This is a genomic window from Chloroflexota bacterium, from assembly GCA_026713825.1.
Lineage (GTDB): Bacteria > Chloroflexota > Dehalococcoidia > Lucifugimonadales > UBA1127 > UBA1127.
The window spans coordinates 39,441-64,488 of the sequence record JAPONS010000067.1; the positions used below are offsets into that span (position 1 = coordinate 39,441).

Genomic DNA, 25,048 nt, shown 5'->3' on the forward strand with positions numbered 1-25,048 from the left:
TCTTCATATGCTCTTCAACGTGACATCGGCGGCGCTGGAAGCCCTTCTGCACGGGCGCATATCGGAGGGGCACCCGTCCGGGCAGGTCATGCGCGTCATCTGGGACGGCGACGATCTCGCCTTCGAGATGGACGAGCCGGACCTGCTGGACATGGTCTTCCGCTGCGAGGGCGAGCCGGTACTCCTGGTCGACCCCGACATGAACGCGGACCTTGGGGACATGATGCTCGACGTCACCGCGGACGAGGAGGGCTACAACTTCTATCTGACGCCGACAGACTAGCCCCGGCACGCCCTCCGCAACTTCCTTCCCGCCTTGACACCCATCCTGCGCCCGGCGAATCTTATGCGAAATCCTCAGGCCGGCTGCGTTCTGCGCGTCGATGGGCATGTCGCAGCGCAGGCCGCAATACTCGCGAAGGAGCACACGCATGGGATTCGCTGTGCACGGCAACCACGGAGTCACGTACTGGGAAAAGGACCGCACCTTCAACGGCGTAACGCTGTACAGCACCTTCGGCAGCCCGAACACCAATCTCATCAACATGGACGGGGACGTGGTGCACGAGTGGACGGCGCCAGACCCGGCCAAGCCATTCTTCGGCTACCTGCGGGACAACGGCAACCTGCTCGTGAGGTGCTTCGACGGCTCGGAGCCGTACTTGCACGGCGGCAACGGGGGCGTCCTCGTCGAGCTCGACTGGGACAGCAACGTGGTGTGGCGCTACGACAACCCGGTCATCCACCACGACCACATCGTCCTGCGCAACGGCAACATCATGGTCATCGGCTGGGAGCCAATGACCGCGGAAGAGAAGGAGCGGGTACAGGGCGGGTACGAGGAACTCGACGACGAGGGGAACGAGAAGGAGATGCTAGCAGACTTCCTCCTGGAGCTGACACCGGACAAGCAGGTGGTCTGGGAGTGGCACGGAAAGGACAGGCTTGACCCCGCGCAGGACATGATCTGCCCAATGGACACCCGCAGTGAATGGACGCACTGCAATGCCGTGCTGGAGCTGCCCGACGGCAACATCTGCCTCAGCTTCCGGCAGACGAGCGAGCTCATCTTCATCGACAAGGGAACCGGCGAGGTGTGCTGGCGCTTCGGGCCGGGGGAGCTCTTCCACCAGCACAACCCGACGCTGCTGGCGAACGGCAACCTGCTGGTCTTCGACAACGGCGAACACCGGCCGAAGGCGGCCGCCACGTCGCGCGTAGTGGAGCTCGACCCAGCCACGAAGGAGATCGTGTGGGAATACAAGGGCGACCCGACGGCCTCGTTCTACAGCACGCACATCAGCGGCGCGCAGCGGCTCCCGAACGGGAACACGCTCGTTTGCGAGGGCCGGCCCGGGAGGCTGTTCGAGGTGACGGCGGACAAGGATCTGGTCTGGGAGTTCATGAACCCGGAGATCCTCGAGTTTCGGGAGGAGAAGTTCAACCGGGCGGTGTTCCGGGCGCGCCGGTACGCCGTCGACGGGCCGGAGATTCGCGGGCGGGTGTAGCTGCCACTGGCGTCCTTGACACTCGATGGGCGCTGGGCGAACCTAGCGCGCGACCCCGAAATCGGCAATACGACACGCGTCGTCTCGGCGCTTTGACCGCAGTATCGGACGAGACGCGAAGGGAGCAGGCACATGGGCTTTGCAGTCTACGGCAACCACGGGGTGACGCACCACGAGCCGGAGCGCTCGTACGGCGGGGTCACGGTGTACACAACCATTGGCGCGGACACGACGCGGCTCATCGACATGGACGGCAACGTCGTGCACGAGTGGACGCCGCCGGACCCGGCCAAGCCCTTCTACGGCTTCATGAAGGACAACGGCAATCTCCTCGTCCGGTGCTACGACAACACGGAGCCCTGGACCGGCGGCGGCTTCGGCGGAGTGCTGGTCGAGCTGGACTGGGACAGCAACGTCGTCTGGCGTTATGACAACCGGGTCATCCACCACGACCACATCGTGCTGAAGAACGGCAACATCATGGTCATCGGGTGGGAGGAGATGACGGATGAGGAGGCGGCACGGGTGCGGGGCGGCGCAGACTGGCCCCCCGGACACGTCCCGGCCCACGCCATGCTTGGGGATTTCCTGCTCGAGCTGAACGGGGACGGGGAGGTCGTGTGGGAGTGGCACGGCAAGGACAGGCTTGACCCGGAACAGGAAGTGATCTGCCTGCGGGAGTTTCGCGGCGAATGGACCCATTGCAACGGCGTGACCGAGCTCACGGACGGGAATGTCTGCATCAGCTTCCGCCAGACGAGTCAGCTCATCTTCATCGACAAGGCTTCGGGCGACGTGTACTGGCGCTTCGGGCCCGGCGAGCTTTCGCACCAGCACAACCCGACGCAGCTCGACAACGGCAACCTGCTCATCTTCGACAACGGCGAGCACCGCACGGTGGGCAGCGTGTACTCGCGCGTAGTTGAGGTTGATCCCGGCACAAAGGAAATCGTGTGGCAGTACCGGGGCGACCCCGGGCTGTCCTTCTTCAGCACGGGCATCAGCGGGGCGCAACGGCTGCCCAACGGCAACACGGCCATCTGCGACGGCCGCACAGGTCGATTGTTCGAGGTTACGACGGATGGGGACGTAGTCTGGGAGTACATGAACCCCGAAATCCGGCAGTGGCGCGGCGAGAAGCACAACCGCGCGGTGTTCCGGGCGCTCCGCTACGCCGTCGACGGCTCGGAGATACGGGGGCGGGTGTAGCGGGCGCAGAAACGGGGCCGCCTTCGACGATCCAGAGGCAGTAGGGGGCATTTGGGCGCCTTAGGGGGTAGCGAATTCATTCCATTATGGAATGTCCGCCATGAGACGCTTGAATTATTGCCTAGCTTGCGCTAGCATCATTGCCCGACAGCAGATAGGGGATGCTATCTGAATCAAGGTATGCTTCCCAAGCCATACAGAGCCCTTTGGCATTATTGGTAACCAGGAGAGGGGAGACTAATGAAAGACATCGGATTCATCAGGTTAGCCGCCGTAGCCATGGCGTTGGCAGCGATGATCGGGATCCTCGCGGCGTGCGGCGGCGAATCAGACTCGGGCGGGACGACGGCAACGACGACGGGCAGCGCGTCGGCGCCGCAGCAGCCGGCGGCTCCGGCCGCGCCGGACCAGCCGACGGGCGAGGCGGGAGGCGCGATGGCGGCCCCGACGGCCGAGCCGGCAATGATGCCTCGGGAAGCACCTCAGGTCATGATGGCCGAGCCCACAGTGGAGAGGGTCATCGTGGGCATCGTGCCGTTCTCGCAGGAGGCGAACGTCCGGCGTATCGTCGGGCAGATCGCCGCCGTGCAGTTTGACCCCATCGACGAATCGCTAATTGGTATGGACCCGGCAACCGGTCAGCAGATCCCGGAGCTGGCAGAGGAATGGGCCCTCGAGGGTGGCAGCGCCTGGCGGTTCAAGCTCCAGCAGGGCGTGCAGTTCCACAAGGGCTGGGGTGAGGTCACCGCACAGGACGTGCAGTTTGCCTTCGAGGAGTACATCAAGGACGACGCCGTGGGAGGCGTTCGCGCGCCGCTGCGCCGCGGTGTCAACAGGGTCGAGGCCGTCAACGACTACGAGGTGCTCATCCACCTCAACCAGTTTGACGCGGACCTGGTGAACCTGCTCTCGAGGGCGCAGCCTGCCGTGTCGATCGTCAGCAAGGCGCACTATGACTCGATTGGCGGCGACCCGGACATCAATGACGAACCGCTGGTCGGTACGGGTCCTTACCAATTCCTTGAGCGGGAGCAGAACGTCTACTTCCGTTACAAGCGCAATGAGAACCACCGGAGCATCCAGCCGGAATTTCCGGAGCTGGAGTTCCGGTACATGAATGAGGCCTCCACCCGACTGGCAGCATTGCTGACCAAGGAAATCCACGTGACCAACCTGCCCGACGACCTCTACGGGCAGGCGCTGGGCGACGGCATGAGGGTCATTCCGGGCATGGCCCCGCTTCGCAGGACCTTTATGACGTACTATTGCTGCTTCGTTGACGAGGACACTCGCGAGTGGCCAATGCACCCGGACTCACCGTTGCAGGACATTCGTGTTCGCCAGGCATTGAACAAGGCCGTCAACCGCGACGAGCTGAATGATGCGCTTCTTGCGGGCAAGGGCCAGATCATGTACGTGAACAACTTCCTCCCCACGCTGTCCGGCTGGTCCCAATCTTGGGTGGACCGCTTCCCGCAGGCCTACGGCTACGACCCGGCGGCGGCGCGAGCGCTGCTCAGCGAGGCGGGCTACAGCCAGAACAACCCGCTGGAAACCAACGTCCACGTCTTCAAGAGCACGCAGCTGCCGGGCGCTGACGACATCGCGGAAGTCATCGCCGCGTACCTGACCGACGTTGGCGTGAAGGTCAACTTTGTGCAGGACGATGCCGCGACCCGCCGCGCCAGGAGCCGCACCCAGCAGTACACCAACGACCTCTCCCTGGGTTCAACGAGCGCGGGACAGATCGTTGGTTCCAGCGTCTACACTTCAAACACCTCCTTCTCCCGCGTAGCCACGACGCCGGAAGTCGACGCGAAGTTCCTTGAGATTCGCAGAGAGACCAGCGACGCCCGTCGGGCGCAGCTCTGGACCGAGTACGGCAACCTCCTCTACGACAACTACACGAGCATCCCGCTCTACTGGTTGCCAGCAGAGGTGGTCGTGAACCCCGAAGTCGTCAGCGGCTTCGAGTGGCCGGGCGCGCTGTCCGGGTTCTGGTCCCACTTGTGGCAGCTCAAGTCGACTTAGGCATTGCCGAGAATCACAGTTTGACCACGGAGCGGGGGGCGGCGCCCCCCGCTTCCGCGTAGAGGGAGGGCGCCATGAACATCAAGGTCCTCATGTTGGGCACGGGCACTCCTCGGCTTCGGCCCCACCGGTGCGGCAGCTCGAGCCTGATCCAGATCGGCGGCGACAGCATCCTGATCGACTGCGGGTACGGGTCCGCGCGGCGCATGGCGGAGAACGGCATCAACCTGCACGACGTGCAGCGGCTGCTGTTCACCCACCATCACTACGACCACAACGTCGACTACCCCTCCTTCGTGCTGCACGGGCGGTCGGGGCGCGAGACACCGCTGAACGTGTACGGGCCGATCGGCACCGAGAAGCTGTCGAGCGACCTGTTCGTGACCGGCGGGTTCACCATCGACCTGAACAACCGGCTGAGCGCGGACATCAACCGCGGGACCATCCTCAGCGGCGTGCAGGACATCGACGCGGGCTTCACCCTCGAGAGCGACACGTGGAAGCTGACGGCAGAGCGCGCCGACCACTTCACCGTCGGCGGAAATTTTACGCTGTGCTACCGCATCGACACGGACGACGGCTCCATCGTGTTCTCCGGCGACACGATCCCGTGCGACGGCATTCGCAAGCTGGCCAAGGGCGCGGACGTGCTGGTGCACGAGGTCTTCTGGCAGCCGCTTCAGGGCGTGGACGGCCGCCGCCCCTTCACCAAGGAGGACGCCACCGAGGAGTTGTACACGGCCTCCCGGCGCACCAAGCACTCGCTGCCGGAAGAGGTCAAGACTATCGCGCACGAGGCGGGCGTCAAGCGGCTTGTCCTCACGCACCTCTTCTCCGACGAGCATCTGGACGAGCTGCAGGGCTACATGCAGCAGGGCGTAGAATGCGAGGTGGTCCTGGGAGAGGACCACATGCGCTTTGAGGTGGGGTAGGCAGCGTGGCATTCCTTGAGGTTGAGGACCTTCGGCTGGCGTACGTCACGGACCGGGGTTTGCTGTGGGCCGTGGACGGCACGTCGTTCTCGCTCGATCCGGGCGAGGCGCTCGGGCTTGTGGGCGAGTCGGGCAGCGGCAAGAGCAGCCTGGCGCTGGCGCTGATGCGGCTGCTGCCCCGCAACGCGCACGGGCCGGAGGGGGCCGTGCACCTCGATGGCGTGGAGGCGCTTTCCCTGAGCGAGGAGGAATTCCGGCGGCGCATTCGCGGGAACGTGATCTCCATGGGCTTCCAGGGAGCGATGAACTCGCTCAACCCCGTCATGCGCGTGGGGCATCAGATCGCCGAGCCGCTGCTGGTGGACGGCGGGGTCTCGAAGTCGGAGGCGCACGCGAAGGTGCGGGCCATGCTGGAGATGGTGGGCCTGCCGACGGAGGTCTTCGGGCGCTACCCGCACGAGCTGAGCGGCGGGATGAAGCAGCGCGTCGTCATCGCGATGGCGCTGGTGCGCGACCCGAAACTTGTGGTGCTCGACGAGCCGACGTCGGCGCTCGACGTGAGCGTGCAGGCGCAGATCATGAACCTGCTGAAGCGGCTCAAGCGGGAGCTGGGTCTCTCCCTCATCTTCATCACCCACGACCTGGCGCTGGCGAGCGATGTGTGCGACTACATCGCGGTGATCTACGGCGGGCGTGTCGTGGAGATCGGCGGGATAGAGGGGGTGCTGCGGCGCCCGTCGCACCCGTACACGGAGAAGCTGCTGGCGAGCGCGCCGAAGCTGCGCATGAGCGAGCAGCCGGACTTCATTCCGGGCGCGCCCCCAGACCTGCTCGACCCGCCTGCCGGGTGCCGCTTCAGCCCCCGCTGCAGCTACGCCACGGACATCTGCTTCGCGGAGGACCCACCCCTCTTCACCGTCGAAGCAGGGCACACGGCGAAGTGCTGGTTGCGGCAGGATACGGCGGCAGAAGCCGTGGACTGACGGCCCTACAGGGTCATCACCGCTTCCAGCCGGTAGCCCTGCAGCTTCGCCCGGCCTTCGAGGAAGCCAAGCTCCGCGAGGACGGATAGTCCCGCAACCTCGGCGCCGGCGCCCTCAACCATGCGGATTGCGGCGGCCAGGGGGCCGCCCGTCGCGAGGATGTCGTCGACGATGAGGACACGCTGGCCTGCTTCCACGCCGTCGCGGTGCATCTCAATGGTGTCTGAGCCGTACTCGAGGTCATAGTCCACGCTGACGGTCTCGTACGGCAGCTTGCCGGGCTTGCGCGCAGGGACGAATCCGGCGCCGAGCCGGAGCGCGACAGGCGTGCCGAGCAGGTAGCCGCGCGCCTCGACGGCGAGCACCGTGTCGATATGCTCCTCGGCCCAGGGAGCGGCCATTGCGTCCACGGCAGCGGCGAGGCCGGCGTGGTCCTTCAGCAACGGGGTGATGTCCTTGAAGACGATGCCCGGTTGAGGGAAGTCGGGAATGTCGCGGATGAGATGGTGCAGGTCCATGGGTTACACCTCGGTCGGCCGCGCTGTCTCGGCACCGTCAGCATGCGTTACAGGCGAGTAGAGGTGGCAGGCGACGAAACGTCCGATGCGGGCCTCCACAAGCTCCGGCTCCACGACGTCGCATAGGCCGGCCATGAACTCCGGGCAGCGGGGGTGGAATCGGCAGCCGGTGGGCACATTGGCTGGGTTGGGCGGTTCGCCCGGGACGGTGGGCCGGTCGCGGAGACGGTTGTCCGGGTCGGCCTCCGGCACGGCTGCGATTAGCGCGACGGTGTAGGGGTGCATCGGGTCGTCCAGCACCTCGCCCGGCAGACCCTGTTCGGCCACCCTGCCGAGGTAAAGGACGGCTATGCGGTCCGAGAAGTAGCGCGCCGTCGCGATGTCGTGCGTTATGTACAGAAAAGCGATGCCCATCCGCTCCTGCAGCTCTCGCATGAGGTAGAGGATCTCCGTGCGGCTTGAGGCGTCGATCATGGACACAGGCTCGTCGGCGAGGATGTAGTCGGGCTGCATGATGAGCGCGCGGGCGATGCCGACACGCTGGCGCTGACCGCCGGAGAGCATGTGGGGAAACTTGCCGGAGAACTCGCCCGCCGGGGCCAGCCTCACCTCTTCCAGCGCTTGGTGAACGCGATCCGCCCTGTCCTGAATAGCATGGATGAGCAACGGCTCCTCGAGGACCTGCCGGACGTCCATGAATGGGTCGATGCTGGAGTAGGGGTCCTGGAAGACGGCCTGCGCGCGACGGCGGAACCAGCGCAGCTTGCCGTCGGGTATGCGAGTGATGTCGTCACCGTCGAAGACGACGGTGCCCTCCGTGATTGGGGCCAAGCGCAGGGATGCGCGGCCGAGGGTGGTCTTGCCACTGCCGGACTCGCCCACGACCGACACGGTCTCGCCCCGATTGAGCGACAGGGAGACGCCATCGACAGCGCGCACTATGTCGGCCCGAAAGAGCATCTTCCTGGCGGAGAAGTGCACCTTGATGCCGTTCAGGGTCAATAACGGCGGCAACGCTATCTTGCTCCCCTTCTCTTACGTTTCAATGTCATGGGGTTGATGGGGCGCTCGCCCGCGAGGGAGCCTGCAGCCCGGCATTTCCATTGTACGCGAATACGGCGCTTCACACGCGCCGCCACTGCGGAAGGGCCGCTTCGGGAATAACCCACCAACGACGCGATAGCTACGCGGTATCCACGGTGATACAATGACAGTGACAACCTGGGAGGGTGCAGATGCAGAAGGTCTTTCTGGGTACATTGCTTGTGGTCTTGATGGCCGCCCTCTTTGCCGGCGGCCTCATAATTGGTCTTGGGGTTCACGGGCCGGACGTCACGGCGCTCCGGGCGGAAACCGCGGAACAGAAAGATGAGCTAACGAGTTTGCAGGCGCGCCTTTCAGGTCAGGAAAGCCAAGTGGCTTCACTCAAGACGGAATTGAGCGACGTGAGCGCGGAACGGTCGGGCCTGAGCGTCTCGCTTGACGCGTCCCGCTCCACCGTCAGGGACATGGAAGCTGACACGGCGCGGCTGTCCTCGGATTTGCGCAACGCACAGATTCAGCTGGACCGGACGGAGAACTCGCTGGAAAGCGCCGAGGAGCGCAGCCGCAAGCTCCAGGTCGAGGTCCTGAGTCTTATGGGGTCGCAACGGGACCTCACAATGGCCATCAGTCTGCTTGAGGAATTGCAGCTTCTCAACAACGGTGAGTTTGGGCCCAATCACGGTGACGCTCAGCTTTTGGTCGAGGAAGGGCACCGGGCCGCCAACAACGACAACTACGGGGAGGCCGCGAAGTTTTTCGGCGAGTCCAGCAAGGCCTTTGACCTAGCCAAGACAAACGTGGCAGAGGTTACGACCAAGAGCGAAGAACTCGTGGACCTGGTACCCGAAGATCTCAACCGGACGTTTGTGGAGAGCCACCGACAGGCACGCTCTACGGTCTTTGCCATGGAAGCGCAAGCACGCACGTATCAAGCCGCCGATTACCTCTACACCATCATTGACGAGTGGGTTGAAACCGAGAACCCAACAAGGAGCGACAGGGCCCGTTGGGGAGAACTCGCGGACATGGCGGAAGACCAGTTCGAGATGGCAATGAGCGCGCTCGATGAGGCGGACACCTGGAGCCCCGGGCTGTGGCGCCGTACGGAAGCAATTCGGCTGAACACCCGCGACTGGCGCAACCTGATGCTGGGCATCCGGTTCAACATTATCGACGTGCAGTCCTAGAGCAGGGAGGCGCCAGCCGCCTCCAGGGCGAGAATCGTTTCAATGTCTGCTGCGGACCTCCAGTGCATGTCCATTCGCAGGTGAGTTGCAAGGGCTTTGGCAGTGGCTTCCCTAACTGCCGCGGGGTCCACATCTCCGCCAAGCTCCCGCTCCAGGGACGTTACGCGCAGGTCCGGCACTCCACACGCGACGATGTGCTCAAAGTAGCTGAGGCGCGTGCTGACGTTGAGGGCGAATCCGTGGCTGCTGACGCCGCGGCTCACGCGCAGCCCTATGGCGGCGATCTTGCGCTCGTTGCCGGGTTCACCGACCCACACTCCGGGCATCCCCTGCTGCCGATGGCCCTCGACGCCGTACGACGCCAGCGCTTCCATAAGGGCCGCCTCAAGGGCGCGGACGTACCGCACGGGTCCGCCCAAGGGGCGAATGTCCATGATGGGGTAGCCCACCAACTGACCGGGTCCGTGATAGGTGACTTCGCCGCCGCGGTCGGCCTCGTGAACTTCGACTCCGGCACGGGTGAGGGCGTCACGGTCAAGGAGCACGTCATCCATGCGCCCCCGGCGGCCGAGGGTGTAGACGTGAGGATGCTCAAGCAGCAACACGGTGTCTCCGATGCGCCCCTGTTTTCGGGCCTCCACCAGCGCCGCCTGCAGCGCGCATGCGGGGCGGTACTCAACCTGTCCCAGCCAGTAGACCACCCCATTGCGCTCTCTCATATGGGCATTATGGGCGAGGAGCGCGGGGCGCGCCAGCGGTCGTGATTCGCTACAATGGTGCGGGAGGCAGCTATGGCAGAACGACGGTTTTGGCTGTTTAAGTCCGAACCCAATGCGTACTCATACGCCGACCTGCAACGTGACGGCGTGGCCGAGTGGGACGGCGTCCGCAACTACCAGGCCCGCAACCTCCTTCGGGACACTATCCAGGAAGGCGACGGCATCCTCTTCTACCACAGCAGCGTTGCGCCGATGGCCGTTGTGGGGACAGCCGTAGTCGTGCGCGGCGGGTACCCGGACGAGACGGCATGGGACCCCGACTCGGCCCACCCGGACCCGAAGAGCACCCCTGACAACCCCGTGTGGTACATGGTGGACATCCGGGCAGACCGGGAATTCAAGAGCCCGGTGACGCTAGAGGCCATCAAGAGCACGCCGGGACTGGAGAAGATGATGGTGGCGCAGCGCGGCGCTCGACTCTCCATTCAGCCCGTTACAGCGGAGGAGTGGGACATCGTCACAAAAATGGGAAGCCTGGGGTAGCGCGATGCGAATTGGCGCACACGTGTCGTCCGCGGGAGGCATCAGCAAGGCGATCGACCGCGCCGTGGAGATAGGCGCGGAGACGATACAGATCTTCTGCTCGCCGCCGCAGGGCTGGGCCTACAAGCCTCCGCCGGAGGGGGAGGTACTCGCCTTCCGAGAGAAGTCTGAGGAGACGGGCATCCTGCCCTCTTTCCTGCACGGAATCTACCTGATGAACTTCGGCAGTCCGGACCCCGCGCTGCTGGCCAAATCCAAAGGGGCGCTTGCCAACTACATGGAGTGCGCCGCGCAGATCGGCGCACGGGGTGTCATCTTTCACTCGGGCAGTCACATGGGGCAGGGCTTCGAGGCGGTGCTGCCGCAGACGGCCGCCGCGCTGCGGGAGGTGCTGGGAGCTGCGCCAGAGGGGCCGAACCTGATCATCGAGAACTGCGCGGGCATGGGTAACCATATCGGAGCGTCATTCAAACAGATCGGGCGCATCATGGAGGGCATTAACAGCCCTCGGGTGAAGGTGTGCCTCGATACACAGCACAGTTTCGCGGCCGGCTACGATGTTTCGCAGGCGGAGATGCTGGACGAGGCAATGGCGGAGTTTGATGAGGCAATCGGGCTGACCAACCTTGTGGCCGTCCACGCCAACGACGCCAAGACTCCCTTTGCGTCGGGCGTCGACAGGCACGCGAACATAGGCGAGGGCCACATTGGCGACGAGGGATTCGCGGTAATCATGGCGCATTCTGCATTTCAGAACGTGCCGTTCCTGCTGGAGACGCCGGGGGAGGGGAAGGGGCCGGACCGCGCGCAAATCGACCACGTGAAGGCCATCAGAGACCTTGCGGGGGCAGCGTAATGAGCGTCCGCCTTTCTCCGGACGCCTTTCAGGAGTTGGTGGCTGACGCGCTGGACAGCCTGCCTTCGGAGGTCCTCGAATTGCTGGATAACGTGGACGTTCATACCGCTTTCTGGCCGTCAGTCGACCAGTTGGAGGAGACGGGGATCAGGAACGGGTACGGGCTCCTGGGACTTTACGAGGGCACACCTCTCACAGACAGGGGGCACTACAACTTCGCGCTGCCGGACCGGGTCACGCTGTTCCAGCGGCCGCTCGAGGCCATCTGCTCCACGCACGAGGAACTCGAGCGCCAGGTGCAGGTCACCGTCGTGCACGAACTGGCCCACCACTTCGGTTGGAGCGACGAGGAGATCGACCGAATGGGGTTCGGTTAGCTCCCCGCCGCTCCCGGCGACAAGATTTCTACGCCGCAGCGTGCTCCAAGGCACCGTCCGGCGTCCGCACCCGGAGAAAGCGCTCGCGGTCTTCGTGGGCCTGCCCGTTCAGTTGGCCCTTGAGGGCGAGGCGAGCGCGCTCCAACCGCTCTTCCGCCAGCCGGTCAGCCGCCTCGTGGGGCGGGATGCCGCGCTTGTGGGAAACGCTGAGCACCTCGGTCACGGTATCGTAGATATGCCCGACGCGCTCGCGCGCGATGTTCTCGTCGTAGCCATCCACCTCGACGGCCAGGTTGATGACGCCACCGGCGTTGATGATGAAGTCGGGCACGTAGACGATTCCGTGATGCCAGAGCTTTCGGCCGTCGTCCGGGGTCAGCAACTGGTTGTTGGCGGCGCCGGCCACAACCTTGGCTCGCAGGCGGCGGATGGTCTTCTCGTTCAGGACGCCACCGAGGGCGCAGGGCGCGAAGACATCGCACTCGACGTCGTAGATGGCATCGGGGTCCTCCAACACGCGGCAGTTGAGGAGCCTGGCACGCTCCAGGGCCTCACGGTCCACGTCCGTGACGGTGACGCGTGCGCCGGCGGCCAACAAGTGGCCGACCAGGGAGTTCGCCACCTTGCCGAAACCCTGTACAGCAACGGTCACATCCTTCAGGCAGTCCACGCCGAACGCCTCGTAAACGGCTGCCTCCATGCCGCGGTACACGCCAAAGCCGGTGATGTGGGACGTGTTTCCGCTGCCACCCATATGGGCGGGCAGGCCCACGACGTGGCGGGTCTCCTTGCTCATCTCGACAAGGCGCTCCGGTGTAACGCCGACGTCTTCCGTGGTGATGTAGCGGCCGCCGAGAGAGTCGACGTGGCGGGCAAAGGCGCGGATGGCCGCGTTGGAGACGCCGGTGCTGGGGTCAGCCCAGATGAGGCCTTTGCCGCCGCCGAAGTCCAGACCGGCCGCCGCGCTCTTGTACGTCATGGCGCGTGCAAGCCGGAGCACGTCGGCAAGGGCGTCGGCTTCAGTGGCGTGGGGCCAGATGCGCACGCCGCCCAGCGAGGGTCCAAGGGTGGTGTCGTGGATACATACAAAGGCTCGGAGGCCGGAGGTCTTGTCGACCGCAACCAAGAGTTGCTCGTAGTCGCCGGTCTGCAGGGTCTCGATGATGTCCATCGTTTGCCTCCTCTCCGGCGCCGGAGCGGCCCGGCGCCGCGTCCAATTAACCTTCTCTTTCCATTATACGCGATTTTCGCTTGGTGTGACGAAATTCGTCACGCATTTTGGGCGAGCGTCAACACATATGGAGGCGTGGCGTTAAACTCGAACAAGGAGGCGGGCTTGCGCCCGCCTCCTCAACATTCGTCAGCGTGGTCCGGTGGACTACAAGTCGCGACTGTTCATCAACCGGACGGCCAGGATAGGCAGAACAAGAACGGGGATGATGCCGATGATGATCAGCACTGTGACTTCGGCAGAAAGCGACTTGCCCTGCAACACCAATGGCAGGTTGCCCAACACCCCCTCGGGCGAAAAATCCTCGGCGTAAGCGATGTCAAGGATGCCAAGGGCCATGTACCAGATAACGCCAAGCACCACCAGGCCAAGCATGGTGTTGTTGACCAGCACACTCACGGTTATGCCGAGGAAGGAGAGAACGGTGATCAAGAGCACCCAGTAGGCGATGCCGACAAGAATGCCCTCCACGGTCATGTCATTGTTCAGGGACATTGCACGCATCAGGAAAGCCGTCGGCGCTACGACGACGAGGAACATGACGGCATTGCCAAAGGACCGGGAAACCAGCTTCGCCAAGAGGTAGGGCGTCGGGGCGATGCCGCGGCTGATAATGGACTCGCCCAAGAAACGGAACTCCTGCGATATGGCGCTGACGCTATTGGCCATGATCACAAGGCTGCCCAACGCCACGTACAGGACGAGAGCCCAGCCCATAAGGAAAGAGGAGTCGTCGATGAAGTTGCGGGACACAATGACGGCCACGATGCCGCCAAGCACTGTGAGAGAAAACCAGAACCTGACGATCCAAGACTTCGCCAGGATCATAAGGTCGTATTCGAGCAGACACAGGAACGCGTTGGTGCCAAGGCCTCTACGCATCAATTCACCTCATCAGATGAAGCAGAGCGGAGCGAGGGCAGACCCTCCCGAGGGTTCCTGGACGGTGGGTAGATCCCCAACTGGGCCATGATGTCCTCAGTGTCCAGCGCCCTGGCGAAGCCCTTCCGCCGATCTTCCTGCAACGTCTTCAGGAAGGCGTCCTCCAGGTCACCGGCAGGCTGGATTGACTTGAGGACCACCCCGTGGCGGGCAAGAGCATCCAGCACCTGGCTAAGGACCGAGATAAACTCGCCTTCCCTGTTGTTAAACGCAATACGCACCGTGTTTGCTCCAAGCCGCTCGAACTGGATGCCGCGCACTTCCACCGACGCGGCCTGGAGGCCGAGCTCGACTTCACCCTCCACGAGCACGTCGATAGTATTAGCAAGGGCGAGCTGCTTCATATCGAGGACGGAGCCGGTGAACACCAGCTTCCCATGATTCAGGATGCCCACGTAGTCACAGGTCTCATCGGCGTCGGGCAGGATGTGGGTGGACAGGATGATGGTCTTGCCCTTGCGGCGGAGCTCCTCAAAAAGGTCCAAGGTGTAGTGGCGGCCCTCCGGGTCAAGGCCGATGGTCGGCTCGTCCAGGAGGAGGAGGTCGGGGTCATTCATGAGGGCGGCGGCAATGCCTAGCCGGGTGCGCTGCCCACTGGACAGGTGCTCAACGCGCTGGGACGAGGCTTGCAGGAGGTCCATAGCGTGCAACAGCGCTGAAAGCCTGGGTTTTCGGATACTGGTGGTGATGCCGAAGAGTTTGCCCACGAGGTCCAGGTATGTGATAGGCGTCATGTCGATGGGAAAGTTGCCGTTCTGAGAGTGAAAGCCAATTCGGCGGCGGAGGTGGCCCGATGAGAGGTTCATCGGCTCCTGGAAGACACGTATTGTCCCCGCAGTCGGGCGCTGGAGGCCCATGATGAGGCGGAGCGCCGTACTCTTGCCGGCGCCGTTGGGGCCAATGAGACCAAAGATGCATCCCTGTGGAATGGAGAGGTTGACGCTATTGAGGGCAATCTGCCGTGTCTCGTAAATCTTCGTCAGGTCCACCGTCTCAACAACGTCCATGTTTGCTCCTTGCGAAAGCTACTCGCTATATTCGCACAAGTCTGGAAGGCCGGGCAATAGGACAGCTACGCGGGTAATCCCGTGTTGGCGTGCAGCAACTGCTTTGACGCTGGGGCGGCGTCCCTCTACAATGAGCCCACTTGATCGGGAGGTGCGGCATGGCGAAGCTTTCTTGCGACGTGTTTTATGACTACACCTGACCCTTTGTCTACAACGCAGCCGTGTGGCTGGAGTCGGCACAAGAGACGGCGGGTGACGAACTGGAACTGAACTGGCGCGGCTTCCTGCTGGAGCAGATCAACAGCAAGGAGGGCGCGGACTGGAAGGTCTGGGAGCAACCTGACGATTATGAGTTCCGGGGCATGTGGGCGCTCCGGGCTGGCGAGGCCGCCAAGGCACAGGGATCTGAAGTGTTCAAGAAGTTCCATATGGCCCTACTCCGAGCCCGGCACGAGGAGCGCGTCAACGTCGGCGACCGCGAGGCGCTGATGGAGATTGCGGGTCGTGTGGGGTTGGACCTCGAGCAGTTTCGCGCCGACATGGAGGACCCGGCGACCAAGGACAAAGTGGCCGCCGACCACATAGAGGCCGTCGAGAGCTTTGGCGTCTTCGGCACCCCCACGTTCGTGTTCCCCAACGGCGCCGCGGCCTTCGTCAAGCTGCTCAAACCGCCAGAGGCCCGCGCCTCCCGCGCATTGGAGTTGCTGGCAGAAATGATGGAGGACCACATCTACATCGGCGAAGTGAAGCGTCCCCAGCCGCCGTGGCCCAAGGGCGCCTTCACCGCCGGGAGTTAGTGTCGTCGAATGAACCTGGACCTGGCGCAGGTCGAGCAGGCCCTAGGCGTCGGATTCCACGACGCGGGTCTGCTGCGCCTGAGCCTGACCCACAGCTCCTACGTCAACGAGCACCCCCAAGACACTCCCGCATCCAATGAGAGGCTGGAGTACTTGGGGGACGCCTTTTTGGACATGGTAGTTGCCCGCAAGCTGTACCTTGACCACCCCGAGATGACCGAGGGGGACCTCACGGAGGCGCGGGCCTCCCTCGTACGCGGCGAGACTTTGAGCGCGGCGGCAGTTGAGCTGGGTCTCGGCGAGCACCTGCTGCTGGGCCAAGGTGAAGAGCAGACGGGCGGCAGGGCCAAGCCCAACAATCTTGCGTGCGCACTGGAGGCACTTGTGGGGGCCGTCTACCTTGACCAGGGCCACGAGGCGGCGGAGGTCTTTGTGCTGCGTGTCTTGCAGCCCTACATCGGAGCAGTTGGCGCCAATCAAGTAGCGCAGGACCCCAAGTCCCTGCTACAAGAGATGGCGCAAGCCAAAGGACTTGGCGTTCCGCGTTACCGGGCGCTCTCGGAATCGGGGCCGGGGCACGACCGCACCTTCACCGTTGAGGTTGTCGTAGCCGACGAGGCGCTCGCGCAGGGCAGCGGACGGCGTAAGGTGGAGGCGGAGCGCCAGGCCGCAAGAGCCGCACTGGCGCACATTGAGAGGGCCTTGGCCGGGGGCGCGAATGAACCGGAGACAGCGCCGTAGGAGGCCTCAGCGCGGCGATAGTCAGGGCAACGCGCGTCCGATATGGCCGTGGATAGCTCTCGCGGCTTTGGTCGCGGTGACAATCGCGCTTGCAAGGACCATACTCTAGCGACCGGGAGGGCGCGATGCGGTGGATATTCCTTCGGCCTGCAGCGGCCGTGGTCGGTTGGGGCATCGCCTTGCTCTCGCTGAAGTTGGCGATGCTGGGAGCGCTCCGCTTCTTCCTGGTCACCGGAGGGAGCCCGGCATACATACTTCGCCGCAAACGCTGGTATGAGACGAGTGTGCTTGGCCGGCCAATGGGGCTTCGCGGGGCGTTGCACTTCGGGCTTTGGGCGGCGGAACAGGGCCGAGCCCGACATTGGCCATAGTGGGGGAAGCCCGTCGCCCGTTTGAGCCGAGGAAGGACATAGGTTAGAATTGCTTGACAGCCCAGTATTGGTATGATACTTATTTGCAAAATGCATCTTGTGCCCAGGGGGAAGGGCAAGGTGTGCTTTCCACACAACGTCTATATCTCTCGGGAATCCCTGTACCGGTAGCGCAGTGTTGACATGACAAAGTACAATCTGCGCACTCTCAAAGCTGCTCCGATGCAGCGATACGAAGGAGAAACGAGGAGGACATGCAGCGATACATCATCATCAGGTTGATCCAATCGGTGTTTACGCTCATTGGCGTGAGCATCATCGTCTTCTCCCTCGCAAGGCTCTCCGGCAACCCGCTCGACGTGCTCCTGCCGGACGAGGCCGACGACGAGACGTTCATCCGCATCAGCGAGCTCTGGGGCCTCAACGACCCGTGGTACGTCCAATACTTCACCTTCGTCAAGAACGCCTCCCGCGGTGAGTTCGGCCCTTCCTTCAAGTGGCAGGGCCGCACGGCGATGGAGCTTGTGATTCTTCACCTGCCGGCAACGCTTCAACTAGCATCCATATCAATCGGTGTGTCGGTGCTGTTAGCCGTGCCCATTGGAGTTATGTCAGCCGTGAAGAAGGGAACCATGCTAGATACAATCGGGAAGCTCATTGCCCTTCTGGGGCAGTCGCTTCCCTCATTCTGGCTGGCCATCGTGCTCATCTGGATCTTCGCGGTCCAGCTGGGGTGGTTCCCGACATCCGGCAGGGGCGGCTTTTCCAACATGGTGCTGCCGGCCGTCGCGCTGGGGTGGTTCTCGGTGGCGTCATTCATGCGCCTGACCCGCTCCTCCATGCTGAACGTGCTGGACAGCGAGTACATCAAGCTCGCGCGCATCAAGGGCCTGCCGGAGTGGAAGGTAGTTTGGAAGCACGGCCTGAAGAACGCCGCCATCCCACCGCTGACCGTATTCGGCGCAATCGTCGTGGGCCAGATGACGGGCTCAGTGACTATCGAGACGGTGTTCGCGTGGCCGGGCGTCGGCTTGCTGGCGCTGCAGGCGGTGAACGCCCGCGACTACCAGGTCATTCAAGCCGTGACGATGTTCATCTCAGTGCTGTTCATCGGCATGAACCTGCTCATCGACATCCTTTACGCGTACATTGACCCACGTATCAGGTTCAACTAAGCGTACAGGCTCGCATCAACACAAGAAGTCGAAGGAATAGGGAGAACTGGAAATGGCGACTGAGGGAAACGTTCTACAATTGCCGCAGAGGCTGCCCTGGTACAGTGTGGCAAGGCTGAGGCATCTTACCAACCTGATTTTCAAGGAGTACCCTGTAGTCTGGTTGACCATCCTCTTCCTGGTGCTGATCTTCCCTGCGCTGACGGCAGACTTTACCGCTCCCCACGACCCGCTGAAGCAGCAGCTCAGCAAGCGGCTCACGCCTCCGGTGTGGGACCAAACCGGGGAGAAGCCGGGCAGCTGGTCCAACATTCTGGGAACTGACAAGCAGGGCCGGGACATCCTGAGCCGCATCATGCACGGCTCCCGCATCTCCCTGATGGTCTCGCTCTCCGCATTGGCAATTGGAGGCACCATCGGCACGACGTTGGGCCTTGTTTCCGGCTACTTCGGCCGGTGGGTTGACCACCTGATCATGCGTGTGGTCGATACATTCCTCGCCTTGCCTCTGATTTTGATGGCCCTAGTAATCGTGGCGGTCTTCGGACCAAGTTTCTACACGGCCATCGGAGTGATATCAGTGCTCCTATGGTCGCGGTACACGCGGCAGATTCGGGCTGAGGTCCTGTCCATCAAGGCGCTGGACTTCGTAGCCCGCGCCCGGGTGGCCGGTTGCTCCAACTTGCGGATCATCGTCAAGCACGTCTTCCCGAACGTGGTCAACACGCTGATCGTGCTTGCGACGCTGCAGGTGGGAACCGTGATTCTGCTGGAGGCCACGCTCAGCTTCCTTGGCGCCGGAATCCCGCGGCCGAACCCGGCTTGGGGCGTCATGGTGGCGGACGGCCGGGACCACATCGCGAGCGCTTGGTGGATCGCCGTTATGCCCGGACTGGCGATCATGTTCGTGGTGTTGTCCATGAACATGATGGGCGACTGGCTCCGCGACAAACTTGATCCGAAACTGCGGCAGGTGTAATGCGATGACCACAGAGTCGGAAAACTACCGAGAGCCCGAAAAGAACATCGGTGAAGTGGTCCTGGACGTTAGGGACCTGCGAACCTACCTCTACACGCGGTGGGGCATCACCAAGGCCGTTGACGGCCTGAGCTTTCAGGTGCGGGCGGGCGAGACGCTTGGCATTGTGGGCGAGTCCGGATGCGGCAAGAGCATGACGGCGCTGACTCTGCTGCGACTCGCACCCAAGCCGGCCGCCAGGATTGTGAGCGGCGAGATCCACTTGGATGGGGAGAATATCCTGGAGCGGCCGGAGTCGGAGATGCGGTTCGTTCGCGGCCAGAAGATCTCCATGATCCTGCAGGACCCGATGACCTCCCTGAACCCCGTGTTCACCATCGGCAACCAGATGGTGGAAGCACTGGGCATGTACTACCAGGAGGAGCAGCAGCGGGGGCTGCGGGAGCGAGCCGTCGACATTCTACGGCGGATGGGCGTGGCCGCGCCGGAACGGCGAGTACTGGACTTTCCCCACCAAATGAGCGGCGGCATGAAACAGCGCGTGGTAGGCGCCATGGCAATCGCCGGCACACCGCGCGTTCTTATTTGCGACGAGCCAACGACTGCGCTCGACGTGACGATTCAAGCGCAATACCTGCGGCTGCTGAAGCAGGTGCAGGCCGAGTCCGGTGTCTCCATCATCTTCATCACGCACGACATGGGCGTTGTGGCGAAGATGTGTGACCGTGCGCTGGTCATGTACGCCGGTCGCGTGGTGGAGCAGGGTGACATCCGCACGCTCTTCAAGAACCCGTCGCACCCGTACACCAAGGCCCTGATGGCCTCGGTGCCCTCCATGGAGGAAAAGCACGTTGACAAGCTCTACTCCATCGAGGGGCAGCCCCCCGCCCTCTTCGACCTCCCAGTGGGTTGCCGTTTCGCCAACCGATGTGAGTTCGCGACGGACAAGTGCGTCGAGGCATACCCGCCGTCCTTCGCCAACGAGCAGGGCCACTCTGCCGACTGCTGGCTGTTGGAGGGGCAGAGTGACTGGCGTCAAGTGGCGGAAGCCGCCGTATAACCTGATCTTTTGGAGGAATCATGGAACAGGACATCCTGCTCCAAGCTACAGACCTCACTAAATACTTCCCTGTCACCAAGGGCTTGGTGCTCCAGAAGATCATTGGGTGGGTGCAGGCTGTTGACCACATCAACTTCACCATCCGTCGCGGGGAGACACTGGCGCTGGTGGGAGAATCCGGCTGCGGCAAGACGACCACGGCCAAGCTCATCCTTCGTTTGGAACGGCCTACCACCGGCCAGGTCACCCTTGAGAACTCCGACGTTCATAACCTGGAGGGTGATGAGCTGAAACAGTATCACACCGACGTGTCGGCGGTTTTCCAGGACCCCTGGAGCTCGTTGAGCCCTCGAATGCGCGTGCGAGACATCATCTCGGAAGCGCTTGTGGTCAACCAGAAGGTAGCCAAGCAGGAAGCCTACGACCGCGTCGACTACCTGCTTGAATCAGTTGGACTCCGGGCACAGCAGGCGACCCTCTACCCCCACGAGTTCAGCGGCGGCCAGAGGCAGCGCCTAGCTGTCGCGTCGGCGCTGGTTGGCAACCCCAAGCTGATATGCCTGGACGAGCCGGTCTCCGCGCTTGATGTGTCAATTCAGGCGCAGATCATGAACCTGCTGAAGGACCTGCAGGAGACCTTCAACGTCGGCTACCTGCTCGTGGCCCACAACCTGGCCACCGTGCGCTACCTGGCGCACGAGGTTGCGGTAATGTACCTCGGGGAGATCGTGGAGCAGGCAGAGACAAACGAGCTGTACGACAACACACTCCACCCGTATACCAAGGCCCTCTTCTCGGCGGCACTGACTGCGAACCCGGACTCCCAGCGTGAGGAGATCGTCCTCCGCGGCGAGGTCCCGAGTCCCATCAACCCGCCGTCCGGCTGCCGGTTCCACGTCCGGTGCCCCTACGCGATGGATATCTGCTCGCAGGCGATTCCGGAGCGGAAGGAAATGGCCCCCGGACATTTTGTCAGCTGTCACCTGTACTAGAAACAGCTACGGCAATCGTCAAAGGCGCCCCGCTTTCGGCTGGGGCGCCTTTGCTTTTCCCAATGACAGATGCCGGGGCTGCAATGCGGTGGCCGGTGCAGTAGAATGGGGCAAGCAGCGCGGAGGTCGCACACACATGCAGCATGTGTTTCACGAGACCGTCAGGGCCCTTGAGGCAGGCGAGCCCTGCGTGATGGTCACAGTTATCCAGACGGAAGGCTCCACGCCCCAAAAGCCGGGAGCCAAGCTCCTGGTCCGTGCCGATGGCAGCGGTGTCGGCACGCTGGGCGGTGGTTGCGTGGAGGGCGACATCTGGTTCGCGGCGAAGATGCTTCTGCGCGGCGGTGGGCCCGCCGAGGTGCGGGACTACGAGCTCACAGAGGAGATCGCAGCTCGTGACGGTCTCATATGCGGCGGCACCATGCACTTTCTGCTGGACCCCATCCGGGAGCCCGTCGGCGTGCTGCCGCAACTGCAGCAGGTCGAGCGGGCCTACGACGGCGACACGGCCATCGGCATCGCGACGCTGGTTGGCGCACCGGAGGGTTCGCCTCACACCATCGGCACAAAGCTGTACCTGGAAGCGACCGGCGATACAAAGGGCACGCTCGGCGACGAGATCCTTAATGCGCAGGCCATTGACCGCATTGAGCAACTGCTGGCCTACGGCAAGTGCGAGCACTACACCACGGAAGAGGGATTCGATATCTTCATTGAGGCGTTCACGACACCGCCAACGCTGGTAGTGATGGGCGGCGGGCACATCTCCAAGGCCCTGACAACGCTTGCGGCTCCGCTTGGCTACCAGTATTACGTGGTGGACGACCGCCCGGAATTCGCCAACCCCGATCGATTTCCCGACGCTGTCGGCACCGTTGTTGCGGGCTATGACACCGGCCTGGACAATCTCCCCATCACTCCGAACACTGCCGTCGTCGTCGCGACGCGGGGCCACCGATACGACGACATGGCAGCGGAGGCAGCGGTGCGGTCGAAGGCCGGCTACGTAGGCATCCTCGGCAGCAAGCGCAAGAACCTGCTCATCTTCGAGGAACTCTTCCGCAAGGGCATTCCAGAAGAGCGCATCCGCGCCGTGCGGGCGCCGGTGGGACTCGACCTCGGCGGGCGTACGCCGGAGGAGATTGCGCTCAGTATTATGTCCGAAATCGTTGCGCTACGGCATGGCGCCAGCGGCGCGCCGCTGCAGATGGACAGCCGCCTCTTCGGCATAGCCCGTGACAAGGGCACGGCGGTCCCCGGCAGGAACTGATGGCGCCGGGCGTCACCGCGGTCCTCCTCGCCGCCGGCGAGTCCTCCCGTATGGGCCAACCCAAGCCCCTGCTGCCTTGGGGCGACTTGCCTCTTGTACGGTACCAGGTCAAGGCGTTGGCGGAAGCAGGCGCAGGCCCCATCGTGGTTGTGCTGGGGCCGACTACATTGGACGCAGAGGCCCACCTCGCAGGCATAAACGGTGTTCGGGCTGTGGTCAACCACCTCGCACCAGAAGGGAAGACCACCTCGGTGCGGCTGGGCGTCTCGCAGGTGGCGGAGGACGCCGAGGGCATTCTGCTGCTGGCAGTGGACCAGCCTCGCAGTTCAGACATCATGCGCCGGGTCATCGACGCACACCTAGCCGGAGACGCCCTTATTACACACCCGACGTACGAGGGCCGTGGCGGGCATCCCATCGTCTTCCACTCCTCGCTGGCGCCGGAGCTGCTTGCCGTCACAGAGGAGCGCCAGGGCATACGCGAGGTCGTCAGCCGGCACATGCACAGGCTACAGCGTGTCGAGCTCGGCGACCCTATGGTGCGCCTGGACCTGAATACGCTTGACGACTACCGCACCGCGCTGGCGCAGTACGGGCCGCGGCCGTAGAGCGCGCTGTTTTTTTGCCCCGCCCCCCTATGCTATGCTGAGGCCGACCTGCGCGAGTCTTCTTAACTCGAACAGCGTCGGACTCTTGGTCAATACGGAGTGTGTGAGTGACTGGCCGAATAGGCGTCATACTCGTGGGGGCGGGGGAAAGCCGCCGCATGGAAGGCATTGACAAGGTGTTTGCCACTCTGCGCGGCCGGCCAATCCTCGACCATTGCCTTGGGGTCATGGCGTCGGTGCCCGAGGTGGCGGCTGGCGTCATCGTCGTATCGGAACGTAATCTGGAGCAGGGGCAGTACGTGCTGATGCGACGCGGGTGGTCCGTCGGGTGGAGCATCTGCACCGGCGGCGAGCGGCGGCAGGACTCGGTGCAGCGGGGGTTGGAACGGCTGAAGGACGTGCAGTGGGTGGTCATTCACGACGTCGCGCGGCCGTGCGTCGACCGCTTGATGGTGTACCGGGGGCTGGAGGCCGTGGAGGCGACGGGCGCGGCTGTCGCGGCGGTGCCGGTTACGGACACGGTGAAGGTTGTGGAGGACGGCGAGCGCGTCGTCGAAACGCTTGACCGCTCCCGGCTGTGGGCGGTGCAGACGCCGCAGGTGTTCCGCCGCGACCTGTTGGAGGCGGCCTTCGCCCAGGTGCAGGATGACGTGACAGACGAGGCCACGATGCTGGAGCGGCTTGGGCATACCGTGAATGTCTTCCAGGGCGACTATGGCAACCTGAAGGTCACGACACCGCAGGACCTGGTCATCGCCGAGGCCGTTCTGGCGTCGCGGGCGACGGTGGAGGTGCTGCCATCCGCATAGGGAACGGCTACGACGTCCACCGACTGGTCGAGGGCCGTCCCCTGGTGCTCGGCGGCGTGACCATCCCGCATGACAAGGGCCTGCTGGGGCACAGTGACGGCGACGCGCTGCTGCATGCCGTCATCGACGCGCTGCTGGGCGCCGCGGGCCTCGGCGACATCGGCGGGCAGTTTCCCTCAAGCGATCCGGCGTACAAGGACGCCGATAGCCGGGAGCTTCTTCGGCGCGTGATCGCGCTCGTCGGCGGGAACGGGTGGAGGCTTGTGAACCTGGATGCTACAATCATAGCCGAGAAGCCGGTGATGAAGCCCCACCTGGCGCCCATGCAGCAGTGCATCGCGGAGTGCCTGTCGGCCCAACCGGACCAGATAAACGTCAAGGCCAAGACCAATGACGGCCTTGGAGCCATCGGCGGCGGCGAGGGCATCGCCGTCCACGCCGTAGCCCTCCTAGAGGAAACCCCATGAAGCTCTACGACTCCCTGACCGGTGAAAAGCGCGAGTTTGTGCCCCATGACGACACCGTGAAGATGTACGTCTGTGGCGTTACGCCTTATTCCTCTTCGCACGTGGGGCATGCCATGTGTTCCGTGTACTTCGACACGCTGCGCCGCTACCTGGAGTACTCCGGGTACGAGGTCAAGCACGTCCAGAACTTCACGGACATTGACGACAAGATCATTGACGCCGCAGCCGGGAAGGGGACGTCGCCAGTGATGCTTGTGGAGGAGCTGGTTGAGGAATACCTCATGGACATGGCCACCCTCAACATCCAGCCCGCCCACCTGTACCCGCGGGTGACCGATGAGGTCCCGCAGATCATCGAGATGATCGAGGGGCTCATCGAGAAGGGGTTTGCGTACGAGTCCGAGGGTGACGTGTATTACCGCGTCACAAGCTTTCCCAGCTACGGCAAGCTCAGCCACCGGACGCTGGAAGGCATGATGGCGGGAGCACGCATTGAGCCCAACGTCCAGAAGGACCATGCCATGGACTTCACACTGTGGAAGAAGTCCAAGGTTGGAGAGCCATCGTGGGGGAGCCCGTGGGGCGAGGGCCGGCCCGGCTGGCACATCGAGTGCAGCGCGATGGCCGTGCACTACCTGGGCCCGCACCTGGACATCCCCGGCGGCGGGCAGGGCCCCGTGCTCCCGCACGAC

The 25,048-nt window shown here is 63.5% G+C and carries 27 protein-coding genes; 21 read left to right on the forward strand and 6 right to left on the reverse strand.

Annotated elements, in window-relative coordinates; translation table 11 throughout:
* The first annotated feature begins 7 nt into the window (after positions 1-7).
* The 6 genes from OXC99_08145 (at position 8) to OXC99_08170 (ending at position 6,663) form a co-directional block, all read left to right on the forward strand.
* On the forward strand, positions 8-283 hold the full coding sequence (locus OXC99_08145; protein ID MCY4624953.1) for a hypothetical protein: 276 nt from the start codon (positions 8-10) through the stop codon (positions 281-283).
* A gap of 148 nt (positions 284-431) precedes the next feature.
* Positions 432-1,508: an aryl-sulfate sulfotransferase gene (locus OXC99_08150; protein ID MCY4624954.1), complete on the forward strand. Its 1,077-nt coding sequence runs from the start codon at positions 432-434 to the stop codon at positions 1,506-1,508.
* Between the two features lie 132 nt (positions 1,509-1,640).
* Positions 1,641-2,717: an aryl-sulfate sulfotransferase gene (locus tag OXC99_08155; GenBank protein ID MCY4624955.1), complete on the forward strand. Its 1,077-nt coding sequence runs from the start codon at positions 1,641-1,643 to the stop codon at positions 2,715-2,717.
* Between the two features lie 240 nt (positions 2,718-2,957).
* On the forward strand, positions 2,958-4,748 hold the full coding sequence (locus OXC99_08160) for an ABC transporter substrate-binding protein (GenBank protein ID MCY4624956.1): 1,791 nt from the start codon (positions 2,958-2,960) through the stop codon (positions 4,746-4,748).
* A 74-nt stretch (positions 4,749-4,822) separates the two neighbouring features.
* On the forward strand, positions 4,823-5,680 hold the full coding sequence (locus OXC99_08165) for an MBL fold metallo-hydrolase (GenBank protein ID MCY4624957.1): 858 nt from the start codon (positions 4,823-4,825) through the stop codon (positions 5,678-5,680).
* 5 nt (positions 5,681-5,685) lie between these two features.
* Positions 5,686-6,663 (forward strand): ABC transporter ATP-binding protein, encoded by a 978-nt coding sequence (locus OXC99_08170; GenBank protein ID MCY4624958.1) that lies wholly within the window; start codon positions 5,686-5,688, stop codon positions 6,661-6,663.
* Positions 6,664-6,668: 5 nt separating this feature from the next.
* Here OXC99_08170 and OXC99_08175 read toward each other — a convergent pair whose 3' ends face one another.
* A complete protein-coding gene (locus OXC99_08175) occupies positions 6,669-7,181 on the reverse strand; it encodes an adenine phosphoribosyltransferase (GenBank protein MCY4624959.1) in 513 nt (170 codons plus the stop codon).
* 3 nt (positions 7,182-7,184) lie between these two features.
* Positions 7,185-8,195: an ABC transporter ATP-binding protein gene (locus OXC99_08180; GenBank protein MCY4624960.1), complete on the reverse strand. Its 1,011-nt coding sequence runs from the start codon at positions 8,193-8,195 to the stop codon at positions 7,185-7,187.
* Between the two features lie 221 nt (positions 8,196-8,416).
* Between OXC99_08180 and OXC99_08185 the strand changes: the two genes are divergently transcribed.
* Positions 8,417-9,412 (forward strand): hypothetical protein, encoded by a 996-nt coding sequence (locus tag OXC99_08185; GenBank protein MCY4624961.1) that lies wholly within the window; start codon positions 8,417-8,419, stop codon positions 9,410-9,412.
* Here the strand turns inward: OXC99_08185 and lipB are convergent.
* A complete protein-coding gene (gene lipB / locus OXC99_08190) occupies positions 9,409-10,131 on the reverse strand; it encodes a lipoyl(octanoyl) transferase LipB (protein MCY4624962.1) in 723 nt (240 codons plus the stop codon). The two genes, OXC99_08185 and lipB, sit on opposite strands and share 4 nt — an antisense overlap.
* A gap of 72 nt (positions 10,132-10,203) precedes the next feature.
* Here lipB and OXC99_08195 point away from each other — a divergent pair, with 72 nt between their 5' ends.
* Genes OXC99_08195 through OXC99_08205 form a run of 3 tightly spaced genes read left to right on the forward strand, consistent with a single transcriptional unit; the run spans position 10,204 to position 11,907 of the window.
* On the forward strand, positions 10,204-10,674 hold the full coding sequence (locus OXC99_08195) for an EVE domain-containing protein (GenBank protein MCY4624963.1): 471 nt from the start codon (positions 10,204-10,206) through the stop codon (positions 10,672-10,674).
* A gap of 4 nt (positions 10,675-10,678) precedes the next feature.
* Complete coding sequence (locus OXC99_08200) at positions 10,679-11,530, forward strand: deoxyribonuclease IV (protein ID MCY4624964.1); 852 nt, start codon at positions 10,679-10,681, stop codon at positions 11,528-11,530.
* Positions 11,530-11,907 (forward strand): metallopeptidase family protein, encoded by a 378-nt coding sequence (locus tag OXC99_08205; GenBank protein MCY4624965.1) that lies wholly within the window; start codon positions 11,530-11,532, stop codon positions 11,905-11,907. Before OXC99_08200 ends, OXC99_08205 begins: the two co-directional genes overlap by 1 nt.
* Before the next feature lie 28 nt (positions 11,908-11,935).
* Here OXC99_08205 and OXC99_08210 read toward each other — a convergent pair whose 3' ends face one another.
* From OXC99_08210 to OXC99_08220, 3 genes are all read right to left on the reverse strand, one after another.
* Positions 11,936-13,078, reverse strand: coding sequence for a leucine dehydrogenase (locus tag OXC99_08210; protein MCY4624966.1), 1,143 nt, complete (start codon positions 13,076-13,078; stop codon positions 11,936-11,938).
* 207 nt (positions 13,079-13,285) lie between these two features.
* Positions 13,286-14,020: a hypothetical protein gene (locus OXC99_08215; GenBank protein MCY4624967.1), complete on the reverse strand. Its 735-nt coding sequence runs from the start codon at positions 14,018-14,020 to the stop codon at positions 13,286-13,288.
* Positions 14,020-15,087 carry an ABC transporter ATP-binding protein gene (locus OXC99_08220; GenBank protein ID MCY4624968.1) on the reverse strand — a complete coding sequence of 356 codons (1,068 nt, stop codon included), beginning with the start codon at positions 15,085-15,087 and terminating at the stop codon, positions 14,020-14,022. Before OXC99_08220 ends, OXC99_08215 begins: the two co-directional genes overlap by 1 nt.
* 158 nt (positions 15,088-15,245) lie before the next feature.
* Here OXC99_08220 and OXC99_08225 point away from each other — a divergent pair, with 158 nt between their 5' ends.
* The 11 genes from OXC99_08225 to OXC99_08275 form a co-directional block, all read left to right on the forward strand.
* Complete coding sequence (locus OXC99_08225) at positions 15,246-15,884, forward strand: DsbA family protein (GenBank protein ID MCY4624969.1); 639 nt, start codon at positions 15,246-15,248, stop codon at positions 15,882-15,884.
* A gap of 9 nt (positions 15,885-15,893) precedes the next feature.
* Positions 15,894-16,625: a ribonuclease III gene (gene rnc, locus OXC99_08230; GenBank protein ID MCY4624970.1), complete on the forward strand. Its 732-nt coding sequence runs from the start codon at positions 15,894-15,896 to the stop codon at positions 16,623-16,625.
* Positions 16,626-17,250: 625 nt separating this feature from the next.
* Entirely contained in the window at positions 17,251-18,171 is a 921-nt protein-coding gene (locus OXC99_08235) for an ABC transporter permease (GenBank protein MCY4624971.1), read from the forward strand.
* A gap of 106 nt (positions 18,172-18,277) precedes the next feature.
* A complete protein-coding gene (locus OXC99_08240) occupies positions 18,278-19,150 on the forward strand; it encodes an ABC transporter permease (protein MCY4624972.1) in 873 nt (290 codons plus the stop codon).
* A gap of 4 nt (positions 19,151-19,154) precedes the next feature.
* Positions 19,155-20,210, forward strand: a complete 1,056-nt coding sequence (locus tag OXC99_08245; protein MCY4624973.1) for an ABC transporter ATP-binding protein — start codon at positions 19,155-19,157, stop codon at positions 20,208-20,210.
* A 20-nt stretch (positions 20,211-20,230) separates the two neighbouring features.
* Positions 20,231-21,202: an ATP-binding cassette domain-containing protein gene (locus OXC99_08250; protein MCY4624974.1), complete on the forward strand. Its 972-nt coding sequence runs from the start codon at positions 20,231-20,233 to the stop codon at positions 21,200-21,202.
* A gap of 136 nt (positions 21,203-21,338) precedes the next feature.
* Positions 21,339-22,472 carry an XdhC family protein gene (locus OXC99_08255; protein MCY4624975.1) on the forward strand — a complete coding sequence of 378 codons (1,134 nt, stop codon included), beginning with the start codon at positions 21,339-21,341 and terminating at the stop codon, positions 22,470-22,472.
* On the forward strand, positions 22,472-23,080 hold the full coding sequence (locus OXC99_08260; GenBank protein MCY4624976.1) for a nucleotidyltransferase family protein: 609 nt from the start codon (positions 22,472-22,474) through the stop codon (positions 23,078-23,080). The genes OXC99_08255 and OXC99_08260 overlap by 1 nt, the downstream gene beginning before the upstream one ends.
* Positions 23,081-23,187: 107 nt before the next feature.
* Positions 23,188-23,889, forward strand: a complete 702-nt coding sequence (gene ispD / locus OXC99_08265) for a 2-C-methyl-D-erythritol 4-phosphate cytidylyltransferase (GenBank protein MCY4624977.1) — start codon at positions 23,188-23,190, stop codon at positions 23,887-23,889.
* On the forward strand, positions 23,880-24,356 hold the full coding sequence (gene ispF, locus OXC99_08270; protein MCY4624978.1) for a 2-C-methyl-D-erythritol 2,4-cyclodiphosphate synthase: 477 nt from the start codon (positions 23,880-23,882) through the stop codon (positions 24,354-24,356). Before ispD ends, ispF begins: the two co-directional genes overlap by 10 nt.
* Positions 24,353-25,048, forward strand: a 696-nt coding sequence (locus OXC99_08275; GenBank protein MCY4624979.1) for a class I tRNA ligase family protein, incomplete at its 3' end; no start/stop codon positions are given. The genes ispF and OXC99_08275, both read left to right, overlap by 4 nt.